This window comes from Snuella lapsa, from assembly GCF_039539345.1.
GTDB classification, from domain to species: domain Bacteria; phylum Bacteroidota; class Bacteroidia; order Flavobacteriales; family Flavobacteriaceae; genus Snuella; species Snuella lapsa.
Genome location: NZ_BAABCY010000032.1, coordinates 193,888 through 216,952 on the forward strand (window position 1 = coordinate 193,888; position 23,065 = coordinate 216,952).

18 protein-coding genes are annotated in these 23,065 nt (G+C 35.3%); 12 read left to right on the forward strand and 6 right to left on the reverse strand.

The window, feature by feature from the left end:
• Positions 1-394: 394 nt before the first annotated feature.
• From ABD792_RS05645 to nadD, 8 genes are all read left to right on the forward strand, one after another.
• Entirely contained in the window at positions 395-964 is a 570-nt protein-coding gene (locus tag ABD792_RS05645) for an RNA polymerase sigma-70 factor (RefSeq protein WP_345004866.1), read from the forward strand.
• A 90-nt stretch (positions 965-1,054) separates the two neighbouring features.
• On the forward strand, positions 1,055-2,056 hold the full coding sequence (locus ABD792_RS05650; protein ID WP_345004867.1) for a FecR family protein: 1,002 nt from the start codon (positions 1,055-1,057) through the stop codon (positions 2,054-2,056).
• An 89-nt stretch (positions 2,057-2,145) separates the two neighbouring features.
• The gene (locus ABD792_RS05655; protein ID WP_345004868.1) at positions 2,146-5,490 is read left to right on the forward strand and encodes a SusC/RagA family TonB-linked outer membrane protein; all 3,345 of its coding nucleotides are present in this window, start codon (positions 2,146-2,148) and stop codon (positions 5,488-5,490) included.
• Positions 5,491-5,501: 11 nt separating this feature from the next.
• Positions 5,502-7,073, forward strand: coding sequence for a SusD/RagB family nutrient-binding outer membrane lipoprotein (locus ABD792_RS05660; RefSeq protein WP_345004869.1), 1,572 nt, complete (start codon positions 5,502-5,504; stop codon positions 7,071-7,073).
• A gap of 75 nt (positions 7,074-7,148) precedes the next feature.
• Complete coding sequence (locus tag ABD792_RS05665; protein ID WP_345004870.1) at positions 7,149-10,493, forward strand: VCBS repeat-containing protein; 3,345 nt, start codon at positions 7,149-7,151, stop codon at positions 10,491-10,493.
• A gap of 294 nt (positions 10,494-10,787) precedes the next feature.
• Entirely contained in the window at positions 10,788-11,645 is an 858-nt protein-coding gene (locus ABD792_RS05670) for a YicC/YloC family endoribonuclease (RefSeq protein WP_345004871.1), read from the forward strand.
• 29 nt (positions 11,646-11,674) lie between these two features.
• Positions 11,675-12,262, forward strand: coding sequence for a guanylate kinase (gmk, locus tag ABD792_RS05675; RefSeq protein ID WP_425568117.1), 588 nt, complete (start codon positions 11,675-11,677; stop codon positions 12,260-12,262).
• A gap of 10 nt (positions 12,263-12,272) precedes the next feature.
• A complete protein-coding gene (gene nadD, locus ABD792_RS05680) occupies positions 12,273-12,851 on the forward strand; it encodes a nicotinate (nicotinamide) nucleotide adenylyltransferase (protein WP_345004872.1) in 579 nt (192 codons plus the stop codon).
• A gap of 79 nt (positions 12,852-12,930) precedes the next feature.
• On the opposite strand, the gene ABD792_RS05685 is transcribed toward nadD, so the two are convergent.
• Positions 12,931-13,866, reverse strand: a complete 936-nt coding sequence (locus tag ABD792_RS05685) for a nicotinic acid mononucleotide adenyltransferase (protein WP_345004873.1) — start codon at positions 13,864-13,866, stop codon at positions 12,931-12,933.
• A 134-nt stretch (positions 13,867-14,000) separates the two neighbouring features.
• Here ABD792_RS05685 and ABD792_RS05690 point away from each other — a divergent pair, with 134 nt between their 5' ends.
• Positions 14,001-15,002, forward strand: a complete 1,002-nt coding sequence (locus ABD792_RS05690; RefSeq protein ID WP_345004874.1) for an NAD(P)H-dependent glycerol-3-phosphate dehydrogenase — start codon at positions 14,001-14,003, stop codon at positions 15,000-15,002.
• A gap of 3 nt (positions 15,003-15,005) precedes the next feature.
• Positions 15,006-16,226, forward strand: a complete 1,221-nt coding sequence (locus tag ABD792_RS05695) for a glycoside hydrolase family protein (protein WP_345004875.1) — start codon at positions 15,006-15,008, stop codon at positions 16,224-16,226.
• Between the two features lie 38 nt (positions 16,227-16,264).
• Here ABD792_RS05695 and ABD792_RS05700 read toward each other — a convergent pair whose 3' ends face one another.
• The 3 genes from ABD792_RS05700 to ABD792_RS05710 all read right to left on the reverse strand — a co-directional run bounded on the left by ABD792_RS05700 (position 16,265) and on the right by ABD792_RS05710 (position 18,255).
• Positions 16,265-16,660, reverse strand: coding sequence for a hypothetical protein (locus ABD792_RS05700; protein ID WP_345004876.1), 396 nt, complete (start codon positions 16,658-16,660; stop codon positions 16,265-16,267).
• Positions 16,661-16,730: 70 nt separating this feature from the next.
• Positions 16,731-17,750, reverse strand: coding sequence for a phenylalanine--tRNA ligase subunit alpha (pheS, locus tag ABD792_RS05705; RefSeq protein WP_345004877.1), 1,020 nt, complete (start codon positions 17,748-17,750; stop codon positions 16,731-16,733).
• A gap of 148 nt (positions 17,751-17,898) precedes the next feature.
• The gene (locus ABD792_RS05710) at positions 17,899-18,255 is read right to left on the reverse strand and encodes a hypothetical protein (protein ID WP_345004878.1); all 357 of its coding nucleotides are present in this window, start codon (positions 18,253-18,255) and stop codon (positions 17,899-17,901) included.
• A 66-nt stretch (positions 18,256-18,321) separates the two neighbouring features.
• On the opposite strand from ABD792_RS05710, the gene ABD792_RS05715 reads away from it, so the two are divergent.
• Positions 18,322-18,840, forward strand: coding sequence for a CvpA family protein (locus ABD792_RS05715; protein WP_345004879.1), 519 nt, complete (start codon positions 18,322-18,324; stop codon positions 18,838-18,840).
• A 700-nt stretch (positions 18,841-19,540) separates the two neighbouring features.
• On the opposite strand, the gene ABD792_RS05720 is transcribed toward ABD792_RS05715, so the two are convergent.
• Together ABD792_RS05720 and ABD792_RS05725 are read right to left on the reverse strand one after the other, a co-directional pair.
• Positions 19,541-20,674 carry an ATP-binding protein gene (locus tag ABD792_RS05720; protein WP_345004880.1) on the reverse strand — a complete coding sequence of 378 codons (1,134 nt, stop codon included), beginning with the start codon at positions 20,672-20,674 and terminating at the stop codon, positions 19,541-19,543.
• 25 nt (positions 20,675-20,699) lie between these two features.
• A complete protein-coding gene (locus ABD792_RS05725) occupies positions 20,700-21,455 on the reverse strand; it encodes an SDR family NAD(P)-dependent oxidoreductase (RefSeq protein ID WP_345004881.1) in 756 nt (251 codons plus the stop codon).
• Positions 21,456-21,885: 430 nt separating this feature from the next.
• Between ABD792_RS05725 and ABD792_RS05730 the strand changes: the two genes are divergently transcribed.
• On the forward strand, positions 21,886-23,001 hold the full coding sequence (locus tag ABD792_RS05730; protein ID WP_345004883.1) for a DUF4382 domain-containing protein: 1,116 nt from the start codon (positions 21,886-21,888) through the stop codon (positions 22,999-23,001).
• Positions 23,002-23,065 lie beyond the last annotated feature (64 nt).

The following is a 23,065-nucleotide window of genomic DNA, read 5'->3' on the forward strand; positions in this document are numbered from 1 at the left end:
GGTTTTGTAACTTTTGTAAAGATTCAAAACGAGAACCAAACCCATAAAGTGGTTTTTACCTGTTTAGCACTAACTCTCCAAAAAAGTACGGGACAACACAGAAGCAACTGAAACCACAGACCAAAAAAGCAATACAAAACCTACCAATCTTTACAGATTATTATAACTTAAACCTTTCCCTAAAAAAAACAATTTAACACACACCTAAACTTCTCACTTTCAATACTTAAAAAACAATCATTTTCTTATTTTTGAGATCATCAATTAAACAATATTTAACTAACTTCAAGTAGGTTATTAAAAAAATTTCTTGATTTTTTTAATAAATTTATGTTAAATTTGACTATCTTCAAATCTAAATTTTACTAAACTAAACTAACTAAAAAACTTCTCATTGAGTAGCGTTGCAAACATAAATAGTGAGGATTTTATCAATTCTATTAATGAAGGAGATGTTGCTGCTTTTGAAATCCTATTCAACTTATACCAGTCAAAATTACTGTATCTGGCTACTAAATACATATCTAGTAGAGAAGATGCTGAAGAAATAATACAAAATGTATTTATTAAGATATGGTCTAAAAAGAATATTCAATCTAATTTAAACGGCTACATCTACACATTAACCAAAAATGCTTGTCTGGACTATTTAAGAACCAAAAAGCAACTATTAAACATAGAAAACAATTTACTTCAATTAGAAGCCTCCATAAACTACAATGCACTTTCTGATGATGCCGCTTCATTGGTTCTGGAACGGGAGTTAAACGAAGCCGTTTTAAGATCCATTAACTTACTTCCCGAAAAATGCAAGGACGTTTTTATTAAAAGCAGAATCGAGGGGCTTAAGCACAAAGAAATTTCGGGAAAAATGAATATTTCCACAAAAACAGTTGAAAACCATTTAACGAAAGCACTTAAACATTTGAGGGCTTCCCTTCGTGAATTCTTCCCCCTTTTTTAACACATTTAACCTATTTTATAATAAATATTACATTTTGACTAGGGGATACCCCTAACCAATTTCGTCATAATAATAAGACGTCATATAAGGATGAATAAGAAACAACTTGTTAGGTACATAAAAAATGACATGGATGCTATCGAAAAACGAAAAACGATAGAATGGATTAGAAAGCATCCCGATAACCATAAAAAGTTTAATATGGTTAAAGCGCAATATATCGTTTCTACATTTAAGGATATCCCTAATAACCCCGATAGCAATAGCTTCTTTTTTGAAAGATTTAAAAACAGCATAAAAAAAAGAAAACCAAAGCGGCTTTTCCTCTACGCATGTGCTTCTGTGATAATAATGCTTTCAGTGCTATGGAATCAAGGTAGTTTTGAAAACAGTACAGAAACCATTGTAGAAACACCACAACAAATAAACAGTGCTCATTCTGACGGCAGTGTGCATTTTACAACGAAAAGAGGAGACAGAAAAGAGATTTATCTCCCTGATGGTTCTAAAATAGTATTAAATGCAGAAAGCCAATTGATCTATCCAAAAGAGTTTAACGATAGCCTAAGAGAAGTTACACTTATAGGAGAAGCTTTTTTTGACATCAAAAGAAATATTTACAAGCCTTTTATTGTTAACTCCAACAATCTTAAAATAAAGGTTCTGGGCACATCCTTTAATGTAAAATCCTATGATGGTGACAAAAAAATAGAAACAACACTTGTTACAGGAAAAGTAGAGTTAATAAAAGACGAAGAGACTCCAATCGTATTGGCCCCTTCCCAAAAAGCTGTATTCTACAAAAAAGAAAATAAGTTAGAAATAGAAAAAGTTTACTCGCATGATGTTGTTGCCTGGAAAGATGGCCGACTTATTTTTAACAAAACCCCCCTTCAAGATGTTGTTGTTGACTTAGAAAGAAAATATAACGTTAAAATTAATATTAATTCACAAAAACTATTAGACTATGAGTATACAGGTACATTTGACAATTTAAGCATTAACGAAGTACTTAAAGTGCTAACTATTTCCTCGCCTATTAAGTACGCAATTGAAAACAAGGAAATAAAGCTCTGGGATGATATAAAATAAAGAAAGAGAATGCCTCCACATTCTCTTTCAAGTTCAAATCAAAAATTATCACTCCGGAAAGTAATAACCCTCTAAAATCAAACAAAATTATGAAAAAAAATCTTTTACGGATTATGAAAATTTACATGCTCTTACTTTTTGTTACCATGGCAAGGCTTTTTGCAGTCGATGCCAATGGACAAAATGTAACAATTGATGTGAAAAACATTGAACTTGAAAAAGTTTTTTCTGAAATAGAAACGAAGACCAATTTCAATTTCTTTTACAACAACAGTTTAATTGATGTTACAAAAAAAGTGTCTTTAGAAGCAAAAGATCAAGAGCTTACACAAGTTCTTAACAACTTGTTTAAAACCACCGACATAGATTACAGGTTCCTAAAGGATCAAATCATCCTATTTCCCAAAGATAATACCGCTATTATAAAAGTGATTGACAATCTTATTAATAGCGAGAAATCCCAAGAGGAAATAAAAGCGTTTTTTAAAAATGTGCTTCAACAGGACATAACAGGAACCGTTACAGACGAAAATGGAGCCCCCGTTCCTGGAGTAAACATAATTATTCAAGGTACAACCACCGGGGCACAAACAGATTTTGATGGTAATTATACCATTCAAGCCACAAAAGGAGATGTTCTGGTATTTTCGTTTATAGGCATGAAATCCATTAGCGTAACAGTAGGAGACACCAACTCCATTGATGTGGTTATGGTAGAAGATGCCGAAAGCCTAGACGAAGTCGTTGTGACTGCCTTGGGCATCAAAAGAGAAGAAAAAACACTGTCCTATGCGCAACAAACCGTTAAAGGTGATGACCTTACAGGATCAAGAGATGTTAACTTTGTTAGCAGCTTATCAGGTAGAGCGGCTGGTGTAGAAATCAGGAAAAGTAGTTCTGGCCCTGGAGGATCTACCAAGATTCAAATAAGGGGTAGCAAATCTTTAAGTGGCGATAGCTCCCCGTTATTTGTAATCGATGGTATCCCAATGGTTAATAATAAGGGGAATCAACCAGGTGTTTGGGATGGAGTCGACCAAGGGGATGGTTTATCTCAGTTAAACCCAGACGATATAGAAAGCATGAGTATATTAAAAGGTGCCAACGCAGCTATATTATATGGTAGTCAAGGTGCTAATGGTGTGGTCGTAATCACTACCAAAAGCGGGAAGGAAGGAGCTACTGTTGTTAAAGTAAATTCTGGAATCACTTTTGAAAGTATTATTGAAACGCCTGAATTACAATTCAGATATGGCAGTGAAGGTGGAACCAAAGAAAGCTGGTCGTATACACGGGGTGATTACGACAGCAATTATGTAGACGATTATTTTGAAACGGGAGCCAACTATTTCAACTCGGTTTCTGTTAGTGGTGGCAATGCAAAAACACAGGCGTATTTCTCTTACGCAAACACTTCTGCTACAGGCGTTTCTCCAATGAATAAATATGTAAAAAACAATTTATCCTTTAAGCAATCTACCAAGTTTTTCAATGATAAAGTTAAAGTGACCTCAAATGTCGTTTTAGCGAAAGAGAAAACTAATGATCGTAACAGAGCAGGTTATTATAACAACCCTCTTACTGGCCTATATTGGTTCCCAAGAGACAGAGATTTTGCAGATTATAAAACCAATTACAGCGTATTTAATGCCACTAGAAACACCAATGAAATGAATTGGTTTATTGCAGATCACTTACAATCTAACCCTTATTGGCTACTAAATGAAGAGTCTCAAGTAGATCGAACCAATAGAGCCATTACAAGTTTAAATATAGAATGGGACATAAATGAGCAATTTAAATTTCAGGTTAGAGGAAATTACGATTATGCCGTAAAAGAGTTTGAAACAAAACGAAATTCAGGTGGTAATACTACCACAGTAGCCGCCAACGGTAATTGGATTTATGAAAAATTTGATGATACTAGCACGTATTTTGATGCTATCCTAACCTACAACAATAACTTCGGAGACTTTTCAATTACGGCTTTAGCGGGAGGCACTAACCAACGAACAGTGTTTGGAAAGGGTGTTGAGGTAATACCTGGGGCTGCACAAGATCAATTAATATACGCTAACGAATTTTATTTTGATAATCTACAACCAACCATTCAGGTTCGCTCTACTCTAAACAGTAGGGTAGAAAAACAATCTTTATTTGCTAACACAACTATAGGTTACAAAGAAATGGTATTTGTAGATTTAGCTGGTAGAAATGACTGGGCTTCCACATTATCGTTAACAGGCAACGACTCCTACTTTTATTGGTCTACGGGTCTTACGGCCATTTTAACGGAAATGTTTGAAATGCCAGATTTTATCAGTTTTGCTAAAATTAGAGGATCAGTTGCGGAAATTGGTAATGAAGTGCCCTATAACAGGATCTTCCCAAGACATACTATCAACGCCGATGGATCAGTTAACTTTAATACCGTTAAACCTTTTACAGATGCAAAGCCTGAGATTATTACTACCTCTGAACTTGGTTTAGATTGGCGTTTTTTTAATAATAGATTGGGTATTGATTTCACCTATTATAATATTACTAGTAAAGATCAATTTATAGAAGTTAATCAGCCCATTGAAGATTATACATCCTTTTTTGTAAATGCTGGTGAGATTACCAATAAAGGGGTGGAAATAACACTTTCTGGAAAACCCATTGTAACCGACGATTTTACATGGTCTACAGCGTTCAACTTTTCCAAAAACACAAATGAGATTGTAGCATTGCATCCAGATACACAATCCATAGGCCAAGGTGGTTCAGAAGGTATCCGTATAAACCTAGTAGAAGGTGGTTCCGTAAGTGATATTTATGCGTTCAAATTCCAAAGAGACGAACAAGGTCGTATCATATTGGATGATAGTGACGGAAGACCTCTAAAAACCTCAAGCAGAGAATTAATAGGAAATGCAGAGCCAGACTTCATTTTAGGTTGGAATAATACTCTAAATTATAAAGATTTTTCATTGAACATGCAGATCAACGGGAAATTTGGTGGTTACACGGTGAGTCAAACAGAAGCTTTATTAGATGGCTATGGAGTATCAGAACGTTCAGCCGTTGCTAGAGATCGAGGTTATGAAATTATTAATGCAGTACAAAACGGACAATCTGTAACACAAATAGACCCCTTTACTTATTATGATGCCATTGGTGGTAGAAATGGTATTGATGAAACGCATATTTATAACAGAACAAATGTTAGGCTTTCGCAATTATCGCTTTCGTATAATATTAATGTAGATAAATTCGATTGGCTTAAAAATGCATCACTTTCTTTTATAGGTAACAATTTATTCTATTTATACAAGGATGCGCCTTATGACCCTGAATTATCGCAAAGCACGAGTCTATTTGATGCGGGTATAGATAATTTTAATTTACCATCAGCTAGGACTTACGGTCTAAACTTGAGTTTAACATTTTAAATAAGTAAGACATGAAGAAAATAATATATATATTTTTAGCGGCACTTTTACTAAATATAAGTGCTTGTACGGATAATTTTGAAGGCTTAAATGAAAACCCTTATCAAATTACCGATGAGTCATTAAAACAGGATTTTAATAATGTAGGCGCTTTTTATCCACCTATGCTCAAGAACTTATTTGGCCATCAAATTGAGCATAACCTAGCCCACGATTCTTGGGTAAGACACTTGGCAACACCAACACCATTTGTAGGTGGTATAAATAATACTACCTATTACATTCGATGGAATACGTATTGGGATAGAATCTACGGAGAAATCATGTCTCCTTCTAGTCAAGTAATGAAAGTAGCCGAATCAGAAGGATATCCAGTTTTTGTTGAATGGGCAAAGCTTATACGAATTTTAGGAATGCATCGCTTAACTGCCTATCACGGACCGGTAATCTTTACTAAGTTTGGACAAGAACCAGCTTTATATGACTCTGAGCCTACATTATATAATGCCTTTTTCACCCAATTGGATGAAATCCAAGCGGTTTTTAATGCCAATATGGACTATACTGGTTTAGCTAAATTTGATGCGAGCTATAAGGGTAATATTGCTCAATGGAATAAATTGGTTAATAGTTTAAGACTAAGGTTAGCAATACGTCTTTCTAAAGTAGATCCTGCTTTGGCGAAAGCCCAGGGAGAAAAAGCTATGAGTGAACCAGGTGGATTGATTGAAACTAATGGTGATAATTTCATGGTCTCTCTATATGGTGATGTTTTCCCTCCAGTTACCATTAGTTTTGGCTGGGGAGATACCCGCATGAGTGCAACTATGGAATCCATTTTGATTGGTTATGACGACCCAAGAATTTCAAAGTTCTTTGATCCAGCCACCGATGCTTCTTTATACCCAGATCACCCAAATTACCCTTATAAAGGGATTAGAAACGGTGCGCTTCTAGTAGCAAAAGGGGATCGTTTAGACTACTCTAATATTAGTTCAGATTTTAAAGAAGTTACTAATAGACGTTTTTTTACTGCAGCTGAAGTACAATTTTTAAAAGCAGAAGCTGCGCTAAGGGGCTGGGCTGGAACCGATACAGCTCAAGAACATTATGAAGCTGGTGTTAACCTTTCATTTGAAGACTGGGGAGCAGGAGGTGCTGCAACTTACCTAGCAAACAATACTGGAACGCCAATAGATTATGACGACCCAAAAGCGAGTGGTGACATTAATGATTTTGTAAGCCGGATCACCGCTACTGTAGCTTGGGATGATACAGCAGATAATGAAGCCAAATTGGAAAAAATCATTACTCAAAAATGGATTGATGGTTATACAAATTCCATCGAAGCGTGGGTAGATCATCGCCGTACTGGATATCCGAAATTACCCTATAACTATAAAAATGACAGTAATGCTGACTGGGGTGTGATTCCCGCCGATGATTTCTTAAGAAGGCTCGTTTTTGTTAATAGTCAAAGAGAAAACAATGCAGCAGCCGTAGCTGAGGCAACTGGATTTCTTGGAGGACCAGACGAAATAGGCACAAGACTTTGGTGGGACACTGGAGGTCCTAATTTTTAAGTTTAATCATATAGTTAAAAGAGTTGTCGTTAATTCTAAGGACAACTCTTTTTTTATAATTTATCAGCAACTATAATGCATAAAAGATTTAAACAAATTACGCTTATTTTAATAGCTTCAATTCTATTATTTACCAACTGTAACAGTAATTCTGATAGTATCCCAGACGATCATGACACATTGTTTACCATGATACCTGATTCGTATTCAAACCTAAGGTTTGAAAATAAGGTTAGACAGACTAAAGAGAATAATCATATGATCAATTCTCAGTTTATAAGCGGTGGTGGTGTTGCTATTGGAGATATAAACAATGACGGCTTACAGGATATCTTTTTTACAGGGAACCAGGTTCAAGACAAACTGTTTTTAAATAAAGGAGACCTACAATTTAAAGATATTTCAAAAAAAGCAGGCATTGGTTTGGATGAAACTTGGTCTACAGGCGTTACTTTTGTTGATATAGACAACGATGGTGATCAGGATATTTATGTTTGCCGTTTTGTATATCTGGAAAATGACAAAAGTGCTAATCTATTATACATTAATAATGGTGACCTGACATTTACAGAACAAGCAGAAGCCTTTGGACTAGCTGACAAAGGGTTTTCCATACAAGCAACCTTTTTTGATTTTGATAACGATGGTCTTCTGGATGTATATATCGTCAATCAGCCACCGAGCATTCCAAACATTGGAAATAAACTGAACCAATCGCAATTTTCAGATATTTTATTCAGTGACCGGCTATACAAAAATATGGGAAATGGAAAATTTAAAGATCATACAATTGCTAGTAATATTAGAAACTTTGGTTTTGGTTTAGCTGCAACTACGGGGGATTTCAATAATGACGGCTGGCAAGACATTTATGTTTCTAACGATTTTGATGTTGCCGACCATCTATACATCAATCAAAAAAACGGTACGTTTAAAGACAAACTCGATAAATCCATTAAGCATATTTCAAATTTTAGTATGGGAAATGATGTTGCCGATTATGATAACGATGGTAATCTGGATATAATGGTTGTCGATATGGTAGCTGAAGATCATAAACGGATTAAAACCAATATGGGAGGCATGGCTCCTGAAATATTTTGGGACATTGTTAATAAAGGTGGGCATTATCAATATATGTTCAATACCCTTCAAAGAAATAATGGTAATGGCTCTTTTAGTGACTTAGGACAGTTAGCAGGTGTTACCAATACCGATTGGAGCTGGGCACCTCTGTTTGCCGATTTTGACAATGACGGCTTTAAAGATCTTTTTGTTACCAATGGCATTATAAGCAACAACCGTAATAGTGATTTGACTCTAAAATATGAAAAAAAAATAGACAGTATAAATAATGTTGCCAGGCAAAAAGGTCTAAATCCAAGCACAATGATAAACATAATGGATTTTGTTGATCTAGCTCCTACAGACAAACTTCCAAATTATATATTTAAAAATAATGGCGATTTAACCTTTAGCAACAAAGTAGAAGCATGGGGAATGGAAACCCCTACACTGTCTAACGGCGCAGCCTATGCCGACTTTGATATCGATGGAGATATTGACCTTATTATCAATAACATAAATGATAATGTTTTACTTTACAGGAACAACATCCGTGATAAAAATTCAGGGAATTATTTGAGGTTTCAACTTAATTCTAACAAAAACGAACCAATTTACGGCACTAAAATATCATTATTCCAAAATGACTCTTTAACACAAACTTTCCAAATAACAAATGCTAGAGGCTATATGTCGAAATGTGAAGATATAGCGCACTTTGGAATAGGGAATCAAAATAATGTCGACAAAGTGGTAATTCAGTGGCCAAATGGTACTAAAAAAATATTGAATAATTTGGCTGCCAACCAACTTTATGAAGTTTCAATGGACAATTCTGAAACAAAAACCAATAACAATGATGAGGTAAAAACTAAACTATTTGAGGAAGTCACCGCCTCCTTAAACCTTGCTCAAGTGCGGCATATTGAAAACAATTACAATGATTATAAGTATGAAGTTTTATTACCCCATAAAATGTCTCAGTTTGGCCCTGCCATAGCGGTAGGTGATGTAAATGGAGACCAAAAAGAAGATTTCTTTTTAGGGGGGGCTGCTGGATTTCCCGGAAAGCTCTTTATTCAAAACAACAAGGGAACTTTCGATGAAATTGCAGAGGGGGCATGGACACAAGATCAGGAAAGTGAAGATATGGGCTTAACCTTTGTTGATATAGATAACGATAACGATCTCGACTTATATGTGGTTAGTGGAGGTAATGAGTTTAACATAGGAGCACCTCAGTTACAAGATCGATTGTACTTAAACAATGGTAAAGGTAAATTCTCTAAAAGCCAAGGAAAACTGCCTAAAGACCATACCAGCGGATCGTGTGTGATTCCTTACGATTTTGACAAGGACGGGGATATGGATCTCTTTGTTGGCGGCCGATTAACACCTCGTAAATATCCACTCCCTACCACGAGCTGTATTTTGGAAAACAAAGGCGGAAACTATGTTAATGTGACAAATGAAAAAATGCCAGAATTGAAAAATCTGGGGTTGGTCACTTCGGCCGATTGGGGCGATTTCAACAAAGATGGTTTGGAAGATCTTGTCGTTGTGGGCGAATGGATGCCTGTAACTTTCTTTTATCAAACAAAAGAGGGTAAATTTGAAAAACAAGCAATACCCGATAGTGAAGGCTGGTATTACAGTGTAAAAGTATCCGACATGGACAATGATGGGGACAAGGATTTAATTGTTGGGAATCTGGGATTAAATTATAAATACAAAGCCTCTAAAAAAGAACCCTTTGAAGTGTATAGTTATGACTTTGATAATAATGGCAGTCTTGACATTGTATTAAGCTATTACGAGCACGGTGTCGCATTCCCGGTTAGAGGAAAAAGTTGCTCCACACAACAAATACCGTCACTAAAGGAAAAATTTCCTACCTATGAGGAATTTGGCAATTCGGACTTAGGGGGAATTTATGGCGCATCACTCAACGATGCCTTAAACTTAAAGGCTAAGACCTTTGCATCGGCCTATATCGAAAATCAAGGCAATGGCACATTTAATGTAAAAGCATTGCCCAATCTGGCACAAGTTTCGTCAATCAATAGTATTTTAATAAACGATTATGACTCAGATGGCAATAAAGATATTCTTATTACAGGAAACCTCTTCACCTCTGAGATTGAAACACCCAGAAATGATGCTGGCACGGGACTCCTTTTAAAAGGTAACGAATCTGGTGAATTTTCTCCTGTATCGATTGAAGAAAGTGGTTTCTTTACCCCTGGAGATGCAAAACAAATGAAAACTATTAAAGTAGGAGACAAACAAATTATCTTGGTTGCCAATAACAATGATTACTTACAGGCAATAGAATACAAGTCTCTTTCAAACTAACACCAAAACAAATGCAGTTCTAATTACTATTTAAAACATGGCTTTCCATGCTTCATAGTTTTGATTCGCTTTTCTATAAGTATCAAGATTTGTCATAGCTCATTTCAAATGAAACGAACATTAATAAATTTTAAGCATTTTTTCACAAAAGGGAATGTTTAAAATTTTTAATGTGAGAGCGGAGCGATTGCACACGTTCTCAATTTTATAATTGACATATAATCAGGCAATTAAATAAAATTTAAACGTGTAAAAAAATTCATGTACTTTTGCATAAATTAAAAACATCCGTTTATGATTTATTCAATGACAGGTTATGGAAAATCTGTTTTACAACTACCCACAAAAAAAATAACGATAGAGTTAAAATCCCTTAACAGCAAAAATCTGGATGTAAATGCCAGAATGCCTTCCATTTATAGAGAAAAAGAACTTGTTATTAGAAAATTACTTGCTGATGAACTAGTACGTGGCAAAATAGATTTTTCTATTTATGTGGAAGCAACAGCCGAGGACACATCGACACAAATTAATACGCCTGTTGTAAAACAGTATATTGAGCAATTAAGAAATGTTGTAAATGGAGACGAAATAGAACTTCTCAAAATGGCTGTTCGGTTTCCAGATGCTCTAAATACGGTTAGAGAGGAAATTGATGAAGGTGAATGGCAAACCATTGAAACAGAAATAAAAGCAGCTATAGCTCAATTAAACACTTACAGACTTGATGAAGGCAAAGTTCTCGAGATCGATTTTAACAACCGCATTACCATAATTGGCAATTTACTTGAGCAAGTTATAGCAATGGATCCAGAACGGATTGAAGGCGTTCGCGAACGCTTACTTAAGGGTGTTGAAGAACTAAAGGAAAAATATGACGAAAATCGTTTTGAACAAGAATTGGTCTATTATATAGAAAAGTTTGACATTACCGAAGAAAAAGTCCGTTTAAAAAACCATTTAAACTACTTTACCGAAAGTATTAATTCAGAAGATTCCAACGGAAAAAAACTAGGTTTTATTAGTCAAGAAATTGGACGTGAAATTAACACGATTGGCTCTAAAAGTAATTACGCCCCAATGCAACAATTAGTAGTGCAAATGAAAGACGAGCTGGAAAAAATTAAGGAACAGTTACTTAACGTACTATAATTACTATTTACCATAAATTAAAAACAATCGTGACAAAAAACAATTCAAAAGAAGGTAAACTTATTGTCTTTTCCGCTCCTTCCGGTTCAGGGAAAACAACCATTGTAAGGCATTTGCTAGGTGTTGACAATTTAAATTTGGAATTTTCAATTTCTGCAACTTCTAGAGCTAAACGTGGAACCGAGGAAGACGGCAAAGATTATTATTTTTTATCGGCCGATGCCTTTAAAGACAAAATAAAGCACGGTGAATTTTTGGAATGGGAAGAAGTATACCGTGATAATTTTTACGGCACCTTAAAATCGGAAGTAGAACGCATTTGGGCTAAGGGAAAGCACGTTATTTTTGATATTGATGTTTCGGGCGGCTTACGTATTAAACGCAAGTTCCCTGAGAAAACTTTAGCTGTTTTTGTTAAACCTCCTAGTATAGACGAATTAAAAATAAGATTAAAAAAGCGAAAAACCGAAACTGAGGATAAAATAAATATGCGTGTTGCAAAGGCATCTGCCGAATTAGCAACAGCCCCCTTATTTGATGTAATTATAGAAAATGACGACCTACAAAAAGCATTTAACGATGCCGAAAATATAGTAGGCGACTTTGTAAATTCATAAACGGTTTACCATGCAAATAGGATTGTTTTTTGGTTCTTTTAATCCTGTACATATAGGCCATCTTATTATTGCTAATCATATTGTTGAATACAGTAATCTAGATCAAGTATGGTTTGTAGTTACACCTCACAACCCTTTTAAAAAGAAAAGTACTTTACTGGATAATTACCAGCGTTTGGAAATGGTTTATCGCGCTACCAAAGATCATCCTAAACTCAAGCCAAGTGATATCGAATTCAACTTACTACAACCAAACTATACAATTAATACACTTACTTATTTACAGGAAAAACACCCTGAACATACATTTTCCTTAATTATGGGACAGGATAACTTAAAAAGCTTTCATAAATGGAAAAACTACGAACTCATCCTAAACAATCACCACATCTACGTTTATCCTCGAATTACTCAAGACAACATAAATACAGCTTCAATTACGCATAAAAACATTATTCCTATAGATGCTCCCATTATCGAATTATCTTCGTCTTTTATTCGAAAGGCCGTTAAAGCTGGAAAAAATGTAAGTCCTATGCTACCAAAAGCGGTATGGGACTATTTGGATGAGACCAATTTTTATAAATGATAAAGCTAATTTACCATAAAAAGAAACCACCTAAGAAAAATTCCTTAAGCAGTTTCATAACTAAATAACCAACCAAATATTATTGCCGAGTATTCTCTCGTGGGTTTTCCACTTTATCCTTTCTATGCTTACGCATCTTATCTGTAGTAGTCGTCACACCTTTAGCATTTGTTTTCTTTAAATACTGTATGTATCCCCTTCCAACAAATTCATATACCGTCTCCGAAGCTGGATGGAACAACTCTATCTTTCCATCATTTATAACGCTTAATTCAAAGTATTCATTGTCGAAGGAATCATAATCTAATGTTAAAGTTTTTAAGTACATATCTCCGGTAACATCCCCAACTCCATAAACACCTGTGTAATTCCAATACAACAGATCTACGGGCGTTCCGTTTTCACTTTGAGAACTTCGGAAAGTTGAATCGTCCCCACCTGCTAAAAATTGCAAGAACATTTCATTATCAAATTCGTTTATAGCACCGTATTCACTCGTATATGTTTTTTCCCATGCTTCGTATTCCTGTAAGAAATAATGAATATTATCATAGAACACAAAATCGTAATCAAAAGTACTACGCTGATAGCCTTCTAAAAAGTAAGATGTATCGTTATTAGGATTATAAAGTTCTATCGTGTTATTATCAATTTGAAACACATCAAAAGTTTCAAAGCCATCGATATCATGATTTACATCCAATATCATATCATAAGCATCGTAATCGGCCACTGCAATACCAAAACCATTTCCGGTGGATCCTAACCCTACAATATTATTGTTTGCATATAGTGTCCCATTCCTAAATGAAACGGTAAAGGCCTTTTGTAAAAATGGGGTTTCACCATAACCTATGGTCTTATTAATATCGACGTACCATAATTCATAAGAACGCAATAATTGGTTTATTGAAATTGTTGGTTCTTCATAATCATCTACGACTACCTCTGTATAACACGAAGTGAACAACACCGCTATCAAAGAAAAGCTTAAAAGTAATTTTACTGGCTTCATAATCATCCTGTTTTAAAGTTCATGTTTCAAGGAATTCAAAACGCGTGCCAAAAAAAAGGAAGCAATAGCTTTATGTTTAAAATGAGGTGAATATTTTTATGTACTTTTGATACTTCAATGATTTATTATTTAGTATGAGTAACCATTTAAAGTATGCTGTTTTTGGAGCTGGTAGCTGGGCAACCGCTATTGTAAAAATGCTTTGCGAAAACTTAGATGAAGTAGGTTGGTATATGAGGAGTGTTTACACTAAGGAACATCTATTAAAAGAACAGCACAATCCTAATTATTTAAGCTCTGTTGAATTCCATTTAAACCAATTAAAGCTTAGTAACGACATTAATGAGATGGCAGCTTATGCCGACGTTTTAATTTTTGTAATCCCGTCTGCCTTTATTCATAGTGAATTAGAAAAGTTAACCGTAGACATATCGGATAAAACTATTGTATCGGCAGTAAAAGGTATTATGCCTGAAACTGGTTTATTGGTTGGAGAACATTTTCATGAGGCTTATAAAATACCTTTTAAAAATATTGCTGTTATTGCTGGGCCTTGTCATGCTGAGGAGGTCGCTTTGGAACGCTTATCTTACCTTACCATTTCATGTGCCGACGATGAAAAGGCTCAAGATATCGCTAACGCGCTTTCTAGTGACTATATAAAGACCAAAATTAGCGATGATATTATAGGTGTGGAGTATGCCGTAATGCTTAAAAATATTTATGCCATTGCCGCCGGAATTGCACATGGTTTGGGATACGGCGACAATTTTCAAAGTGTACTAATGAGTAATGGCATTAGGGAAATGAAACGCTTTATTAAAAAAATGCATAAAATGAAGCGTAACATAAATAATTCGGCTTACCTAGGTGATTTACTGGTTACTGGTTATTCTGTGTTTTCCAGAAACCGCATGTTTGGGAACATGATCGGCAAGGGTTATACGGTTAAATCGGCACAAATGGAGATGAGTATGATTGCAGAAGGCTATTATGCCACCAAAAGTGCTCACTTATTGAACCTAAAAAACAAAAAGAAAACGCGCTTACCCATAATAAATGCCGTGTACGACATTTTATACGAAGGAAAAGACCCTAAAAAAACATTTAAAAAACTAACGGAAAAATTGGATTAAAATATGGTAATCCGCTTACTAAGCACATGTTTATTAATTACACTAATAGTAGGCTGTACAACACCTAAACCGGATAGCTTACATATAACTGCACAACCAATAGACGCGACGGTTACGGGCGATATTCTAATAGGTCCATCGGTATTAAACGACCCCAATCGCTTTGTTTGGGGTGGCAGTGTGGTTAAAGGCAATGACGGGAAATACCATATGCTATACAGTACCTGGGAGTGTGGCGATTCTATTCCGGCGTTTAGTAACTCATGGGTACTGAATTCGAAAATAGCTTATGCGGTTTCAGACTTTCCCGATAGAGACTTCAAAATGCAAAAAGTTGTTCTTCAGGGACGCGCTTTAGCAGGGGATACATTGGCATGGGATGCTCAAATGGTGCATAACCCTCATATTAAAAATTTCAATGATAAATACTATCTATACTATATAGGATCAAAAGATCCAGGGATACAACCGAAAGGCTCTCCGGGGGCCGAACTAAACAAACGTAATCGGGTACAGCAAAACCAAAAAATTGGGGTTATTGTATTTGACAACTTCGAACAATTGCTTGCAGGCAATTTTAAACGCCCTAACACGCCCCTACTAGCTCCGAGAACGCGTGTTAAACCTAATAATATTATTAACCCTTCTCCCGAAGGCACTATTACGAAACCCGATAACATTATTGTTGTAAATCCTTCAGTAGTACAGCGCCCTTCAGACGGCAAATACCTACTATACTTTAAAGGGAACGTATATATCCCTTCATGGCGTGGTGTTCATGGTGTCGCTATTGGAGATAGACCAGATGGGCCTTTTACCTCATTGGACTCCTTTGTTTTTGACATAAAAATGGAAGATGGTTCCATCGCTTCGGCAGAAGATCCTTTTGTTTGGTATCATAAAACCCATGAAAAATTTTACGTGGTGTTTAAGGATTTTTCCGGGAGGATCACAGAGGGAGAACCGGGCTTAGCTATTTTAGAATCTCAAGATGGCATCGTATATACCAAACCTGTTGATCCGTTTTTTATGAAAAAAGAAGTCCTTCTTAAAAACGGAGATACCCTTAAAGTGAATCGGCTGGAGCGTCCGCAACTTTTGATCGGGAACGATGGCTCGCCAACGACTCTATACTGTGCATCGGCTCTGGTAAATGTAGGCAATCGTAAGGACGGTAGTTCGTTTAATGTGCAAATTCCGCTGGAAATCACCTCTACAAAGTAAACTACTTAGAAAAACAAGCTCAAAAGTGTTCAAAAAAATTACTTTACAAGAACTCCTTTGGATTTCATTAAGGGAATTGGTTGCAAGGCCTGAAGATTAATAGTATTCTTTCTAAATGTATAGGTTTTGTCGAACATTTTATTGCCTTCAAAAAAGGACACTTTAAAGGTATTGGTCAAAGCAAACAATTCTTCTTGCATCAACTCAATTTTAGCATAACTTTTTGCTGGCAATTTATCCAATCTTTTCCTAAAAATTGAAGTGGTCTTAGATTCAGAATACCCACTGGTAACAATAAGTACCATTTCTAAATCTACGGCTTTATCATTAACAATATATGCATTCCAATCTTGGGTTTTGTATATATCGTTATACTCCTTTACCACAGCTATATAAACGTTTTCTACTTTAGGAATTTCAATATCTTTTTTCACTTTTAGATTTTATAGTTCTTATGTTAATGGATTTCAAGGCAACTGCCAAATACCCATTAAGAAATACTAATTAAAGTGCAGATTTGAACTGCTCTAAGAAACGCACATCGTTTTCACTTAACAACCTGATATCGCTTATTTGGTGAAGTAATAATGCAATACGGTCTATTCCCATACCAAATGCAAAACCTGAGTACTCTTTGGAGTCAATGCCACAATTTTCAAGGACATTAGGGTCTACCATACCACATCCCATAATTTCCAGCCAACCAGTTCCCTTGGTCATTTTATAATCTGTCTCAGTTTCTAATCCCCAATATACATCTACCTCAGCACTTGGTTCTGTAAACGGGAAATACGAAGGTCTTAAGCGAATCTTAGATTTTCCAAACATCTCGGTTGTAAAATATTGCAGTGTTTGTTTTAAATCTGCGAAACTCACGTTCTTATCTATGTAAAGCCCTTCAACTTGGTGAAAAAAACAGTGCGAGCGAGCCGAAATGGCTTCGTTTCTATAAACACGTCCTGGAGATATGGTACGTATTGGTGGTTTATTATTTTCCATATAACGCACTTGCACCGAACTGGTATGTGTACGCAATAAAATATCTGGATTAGTTTGGATAAAGAAGGTATCCTGCATGTCACGTGCTGGATGGTATTCTGGCAAATTCAAGGCTGTAAAATTATGCCAGTCGTCTTCTATTTCCGGACCTTCACTAACATTGAATCCTATACGCGAAAAAATATCGATTATTTGGTTCTTAACAATAGATATAGGATGCCTCGCTCCTAGTTGTATTGGCGCTCCTGGTCGTGACAAATCGCCATAGACCCCTTTTACTTCTTCTTTATTCTCTAGCTCTTCCTTAAGGGCATTTACTTTCTCTTCTGCTGTTTTTTTTAGTTTATTAACGATTTGCCCAAACTCTTTCTTTTGATCGTTGGCAACATTTTTAAACTCAGCAAAAAAATCATTCAACAATCCTTTCTTCCCTAAATACTTGATGCGGAATGCTTCTACTTCTTCTTTAGACTGTGTTGTAAAGGTTTCAGCCTCAGCAATCAATTCTTTTATCTTATCTATCATAATCTCCTTAAAATGATGGCAAATTTACTATTTTTTATGCAACTGTATCAATTGGCTTGGGAGAATAACTTATAAATATCAAAATTAGTTTACACTCCCGATAAATGAGCTGATTTAAGCTAATTTATATTTCGATGTTCTTATAAAACTAATCAATAAACTCTGTTTCTAAAAAGTAATTGACTATGGCTTCCTTCATCAAAACGCTTTGTTCTCCTGCTTTAAGAAAGGGCAGTTTTTCTTTAGCTGTATAATGTGGCCAGCCTTCATCGTCTACATAATCCAACTCATAATAGCCATAGGGCACCAATAATTTACAGATAGCAATATGCATTAAATCCAACTTTTGGTCTTTTTTAAAACTTCTGTCCAATTGCCCAAGTTCCTGTACTCCTATTAAATAAATAATAGCATCTAGGTCTAAGGTATCTCCATCGGCAAATTGATTAGAAAGTTTTTCGACAACCAATTCCCAACGTTCTTTTAATTGTATATCTCTGGACATTTTTATGTAACAAGCTAAGTTATTAAATGGCAAAGTTAACTTATATTTGATAAATTTCTGTGTAACATGAGCATAATTGATATTGTTTTAGGGGCTTTACTTTTATTTGGATTAGTACGTGGTTTTATGAAAGGTCTTTTTGTTGAAGTCGCCTCTCTTGTAGCTTTGATAGCTGGTGTTTATGGGGCCATTCATTTTAGTAATTTTGCTGCGGATTTTTTACAAAACAATGTAGAGTGGAACAAGGAAACTATACATCTAGTAGCTTTTGCAATTACTTTTATAGGAATTGTTGTTGTTATAGCATTAGCAGGTAAAGCTTTAACGAAACTTGCTAATCTAGCAGCTCTGGGCATTATTAACAAATTGCTTGGGGGTATTTTTGGTGCTTTAAAAATTGGCTTGGTTTTAAGTGTAATTTTAATTGTTTTCGACCGAATGAACAATACGATCCCGTTTACAGAAAGCAAAGACCTTGAAGGTTCTGTATTGTACGAACCGGTAAAGTCGTTGGTACCACTTGTTTTTCCGACTATCCTGCAAACAGAAACAGACAACGAAACGCAAACTGAAAGTGATGCCTAAACGGCAGGGATTGACTTTTGCTAATTGTTGCAACAATTTTGTGCTTCGACAAACTCGATTAATCGAAAACGAACTAAGTCTACACTAAGCAAAGTGGTGGTGAGAAATCTCATGATGATGGGTTGTCCCGCATACTTCGTAAGAATGGCAAAGAGATTCTTCACTTCACTTCGTTACGTCCAGAATGACATAGTCTGCACAACAAGACCAGTCAATATCTTGAAAATAGAAGTAGACTATGTGGGATTCTGAAGGGGTCTTGTATCGAAATAAAGATGTTTTATATAATAGATACCTTGTAGACATGCTTGATAGTTTACTTTTATACAAGGTTTATATGAAGTCAACATGGCTTTAACTGCTCTTAGATACGGGTGAACTACGGGTGAACCTCGACTGGGATATTCATTTATTTGCTTTTAGCCATAGGGCAGTTATGTACAAAAAGTGGATGTTTTACTGGATGGTAAGCAAATTCCTTGTAAATAACGACCTCAATATAAAGGTATTTGGTAACCTTACCGCTAGTTATTCAAGTATTTCAATTATCATGACAAAAACAAAAAAACCTTGTCTCAATTCCGAAATACATCGATAGAAACAAGGTTATATAAATTGATTAATAGCGTGACAAATATAGTCATATTTTTATTACATGCTATAGTTTACACCCTATTTATGTAAATAATGAAGTACTTTTTTAACTGTATTTAACTTTTCTTAATATCCTCATCGTTTCTTTATAAATACTGTAAATTTCTAGACTATATCCTTTTAAATAAGGTTTTGCTTCATTTAGCTTATCGATTGCTTCATGAAATTGATTGAAATAGCAAATCAAATAAGTAGCAGGTAAATTTTTTAAATCCAAAGCTTCGCCCTTCGTTAGAGTTCTTCCTTTTTTTAGCTTTTCCAAAATACTGTTATTTGAATTGTAAATATGATGGAGTGTTTTTTTATCAAACTGAGGCGGTTCAAATAACAAGGTTGTATCTATATGGTAACTAGCGTTATCTTCAAAATGAATAACCGTTTCTTCTAAAGGATAAAACTTATAGGTATTTTGGAGTCCGAGATTAACGTACTCAATAATTTTAAAACTATCATTATCGTAAGCAATGGCTACTTCGTCCAACGCAGAAAAGAACAACCGTACTTGCTCGTTAATAAGCTCTATATCTACCCTCGAAAAAAACACTTCGTCTTTTACTGTCTTTTTTTGCCCTGCCCAACACATAACGAAATACTCTTTAAAAACCTTATATTGGGGATTGTAATCCTTTCGTTTATTTAAAAAATGAAAAACGCCGTCTAGGGTATGCTCAATATTATTTTGAGCATTGTTTTCAATGGCTTGGACAATCTCAGAATTAATATCCTTAATTTCTATATCGAATACTTTAGGCATGCTTATACTACCATCTCTAAAAAACACAGCTCCTCCATAGTATTTCCATATATTCTTTCGTAATGAAGTGATCTCATTATTAGGTCTAATGGTGACCAAGCCCACAACCTTATCGTCTGGTAAATGGGGAAAAGGAATGTTTTCGTATTGTACTACAGGGGGATTGGTTAAATAGGCATTGATGAGGTTTTGTATTTTGCTATCATCAAAAAAATCGACGCCAATAATACTGTTATCTTCATCTTCGACACCAATAACGATATATGAATTGTTTTTGGGGTTGCTATTTGAAAGCGCACATATATGCTTTAAGAACTTAGCTTTTCCTTCTTTTTGTCCAATATCGATTTTTCGCTTTTTGTCATAAAAACTATTTTCGTCATTGTGAGCCAAGAGGTGTTTTATAAGTAGGCGTTTGTTAATCATACATCTTTACTTTGTAAATACGAATCTAATTTAAAGATTTTTTTACCACAGTAGAACTGGCCTGTGCTGTTGGGAGCACTAATAAATCTGCAATATTAACATGTGGCGGACGTGATATAGCAAAATAAATAATCTCGGCAATATCTTCTGCCTGTAGTGCATCGTATCCTTTATATACATTATCTGCCAAGCTTTTATCTCCTTTAAAGCGGACTTTAGAGAATTCTGTCTCGACCAAACCAGGGTTTATAACGCCTACTTTTATTCCAAAGGGGTTTAAATCGATACGCATACCTTCGGTAATTGCCAAAACAGCATGTTTACTACCGCAATATACATTTCCTTTTGGATAGGTTTCTTTCCCTGCCAGGGAACCAATATTGATTATGTGCCCAGATTGACGTTCTATCATTAACGGAATAACCGCTTTACTAACGTAAAGCAATCCTTTTACATTAATATCGATCATCGCATCCCAGTCTTCTATACTGCCTGATTGTATAGGATCGAGGCCGTGTGCATTTCCTGCATTATTTATAAGAATGTCTATATTTTTAAAATGGGAAGGAAGCGATGTTATTGCATTAAAAACCTCATTTTTATCGCGCACATCAAAGTGTAAGATATGAACTTTTACTCCTTTCAAATCTTTCTTGATGGCCTCTAAGCGTTCTTTCCTCCTGCCACATAGTATTAGGTTAATACCATTTGCTGCGAAAATGTATGCAGTGGCCTGTCCGATGCCACTGGTTGCTCCAGTAATAAGGGCTGTTTTATTCATGTATTTATATTTATTGCTCTCTCGAAAATGTTACCTTAAGGCTATCTAAACAAGCATATTGATTGTATTGTTTTAGTTTTTTTAGCTTAAAAGACAATCCATTTATCGATCGTTTTAGCATTGGGCTACAGTTTATATGCCTTTTTATGTAATTCACGTATAAAAATACTTAAATCGTCTATAATATTGTATAATTGTCTATTAATTCTAGGTTGCCTGTAACTATCAATTTAGGGCATCTTTAGCAAAAAAGCATACAGTTCTATTACAAACCGCTTATTAAGCTATGGCAAATTAAATTGTATTTTATAACATTTTAGATATCAATTATTTGCCTTTACCTACACATTAAGATTGGGGCATTTATAATCCAAATCCTAAAAGACACCGTATATACTACTGTATTAAAATTTTTAAAAATAGAATGACTATGAAAACATTAAAAAGATTAAAACTAATTGCTTTTTCATTATTGTTGATTTCATTTTTTGGTTGTAATGATTCTGAATCGGGCAGTGTTGGTAAAGAAGCTCCAAGGATCTCCGTAAGGCTTGTAGACGCGCCTGGGGATTTTGAAGCCGTAAATGTTGAGATTGTAGATGTTATGATTAAAATGGATGATGATAGTGAAGATGATAATGGGTGGATATCTCTTGAAGCAAACAATGAAATCGTTAACCTGTTAGACTTTACGGGTGGGTTTAGCAAGGTGCTTGTAGAGCGTTTCCCAATTCCAGCAGGAACATTATCCCAAATGCGATTGGTTTTAGGTAATGGCAATACCATTGTTATAAAAAATGATAACGATGAGGATGAAACATTCGATTTAAAAACACCTAGCGCACAACAATCGGGCTTAAAACTTAAGGTTGATGCTCTTATCGAAGAAGGTTTTACTTATGATTTTATTTTAGATTTTGATGTTGAAAAATCTATTGTAATGGCAGGGAACTCTGGTAATATTATTTTAAAACCGGTATTATATGTTAGTGCTGAAGCGAGTTCGGGTATAATTGAAGGAACTGTAACAACAGCAACAGAAGAAGTTATACCGTCTATGGTTTCTGTTTTGGTTGACGACATGGAAACTCCAGAAACCGACGACGACTTTATTATTTCGGCTTACACAGACGAGACTGGCGCTTTTGCTTTATGGGGTGTACCTGCTGGAACTTACGAGGTTGTTGCAACTCCCATTGACGAAACGTCTGATTATGGTAGTGGAAGTGCTATGGACATAACAGTTGTTAATGGTGAAATCACAACGATTGCCGACCCAATTGAATTACAGTTAAAACCGGGATCAATTAGCGGCGATGTTACTAATGACATTGTGGTTACTGTAACCGTAAAAGATGGAGACGATGCTGTAATAGCTACGCAAGATTCAAACGAGGCTGGAGAATTTTTGTTAGAAAATATTCCTGCAGGAACTTATACCGTAACCATTAGTGCTACCGGATATGTTTCACATGATGTTATAAATGTAATTGTAGAAGTAAATGCCGAAACCGTATTGGAAGCCGTTTCTTTGGTTGAAGACTAAACCACTATGGACTGAAAGTCCATAGGTTTGTTACACGAGGGACTAAAGTCCCTCTTTTTACTCT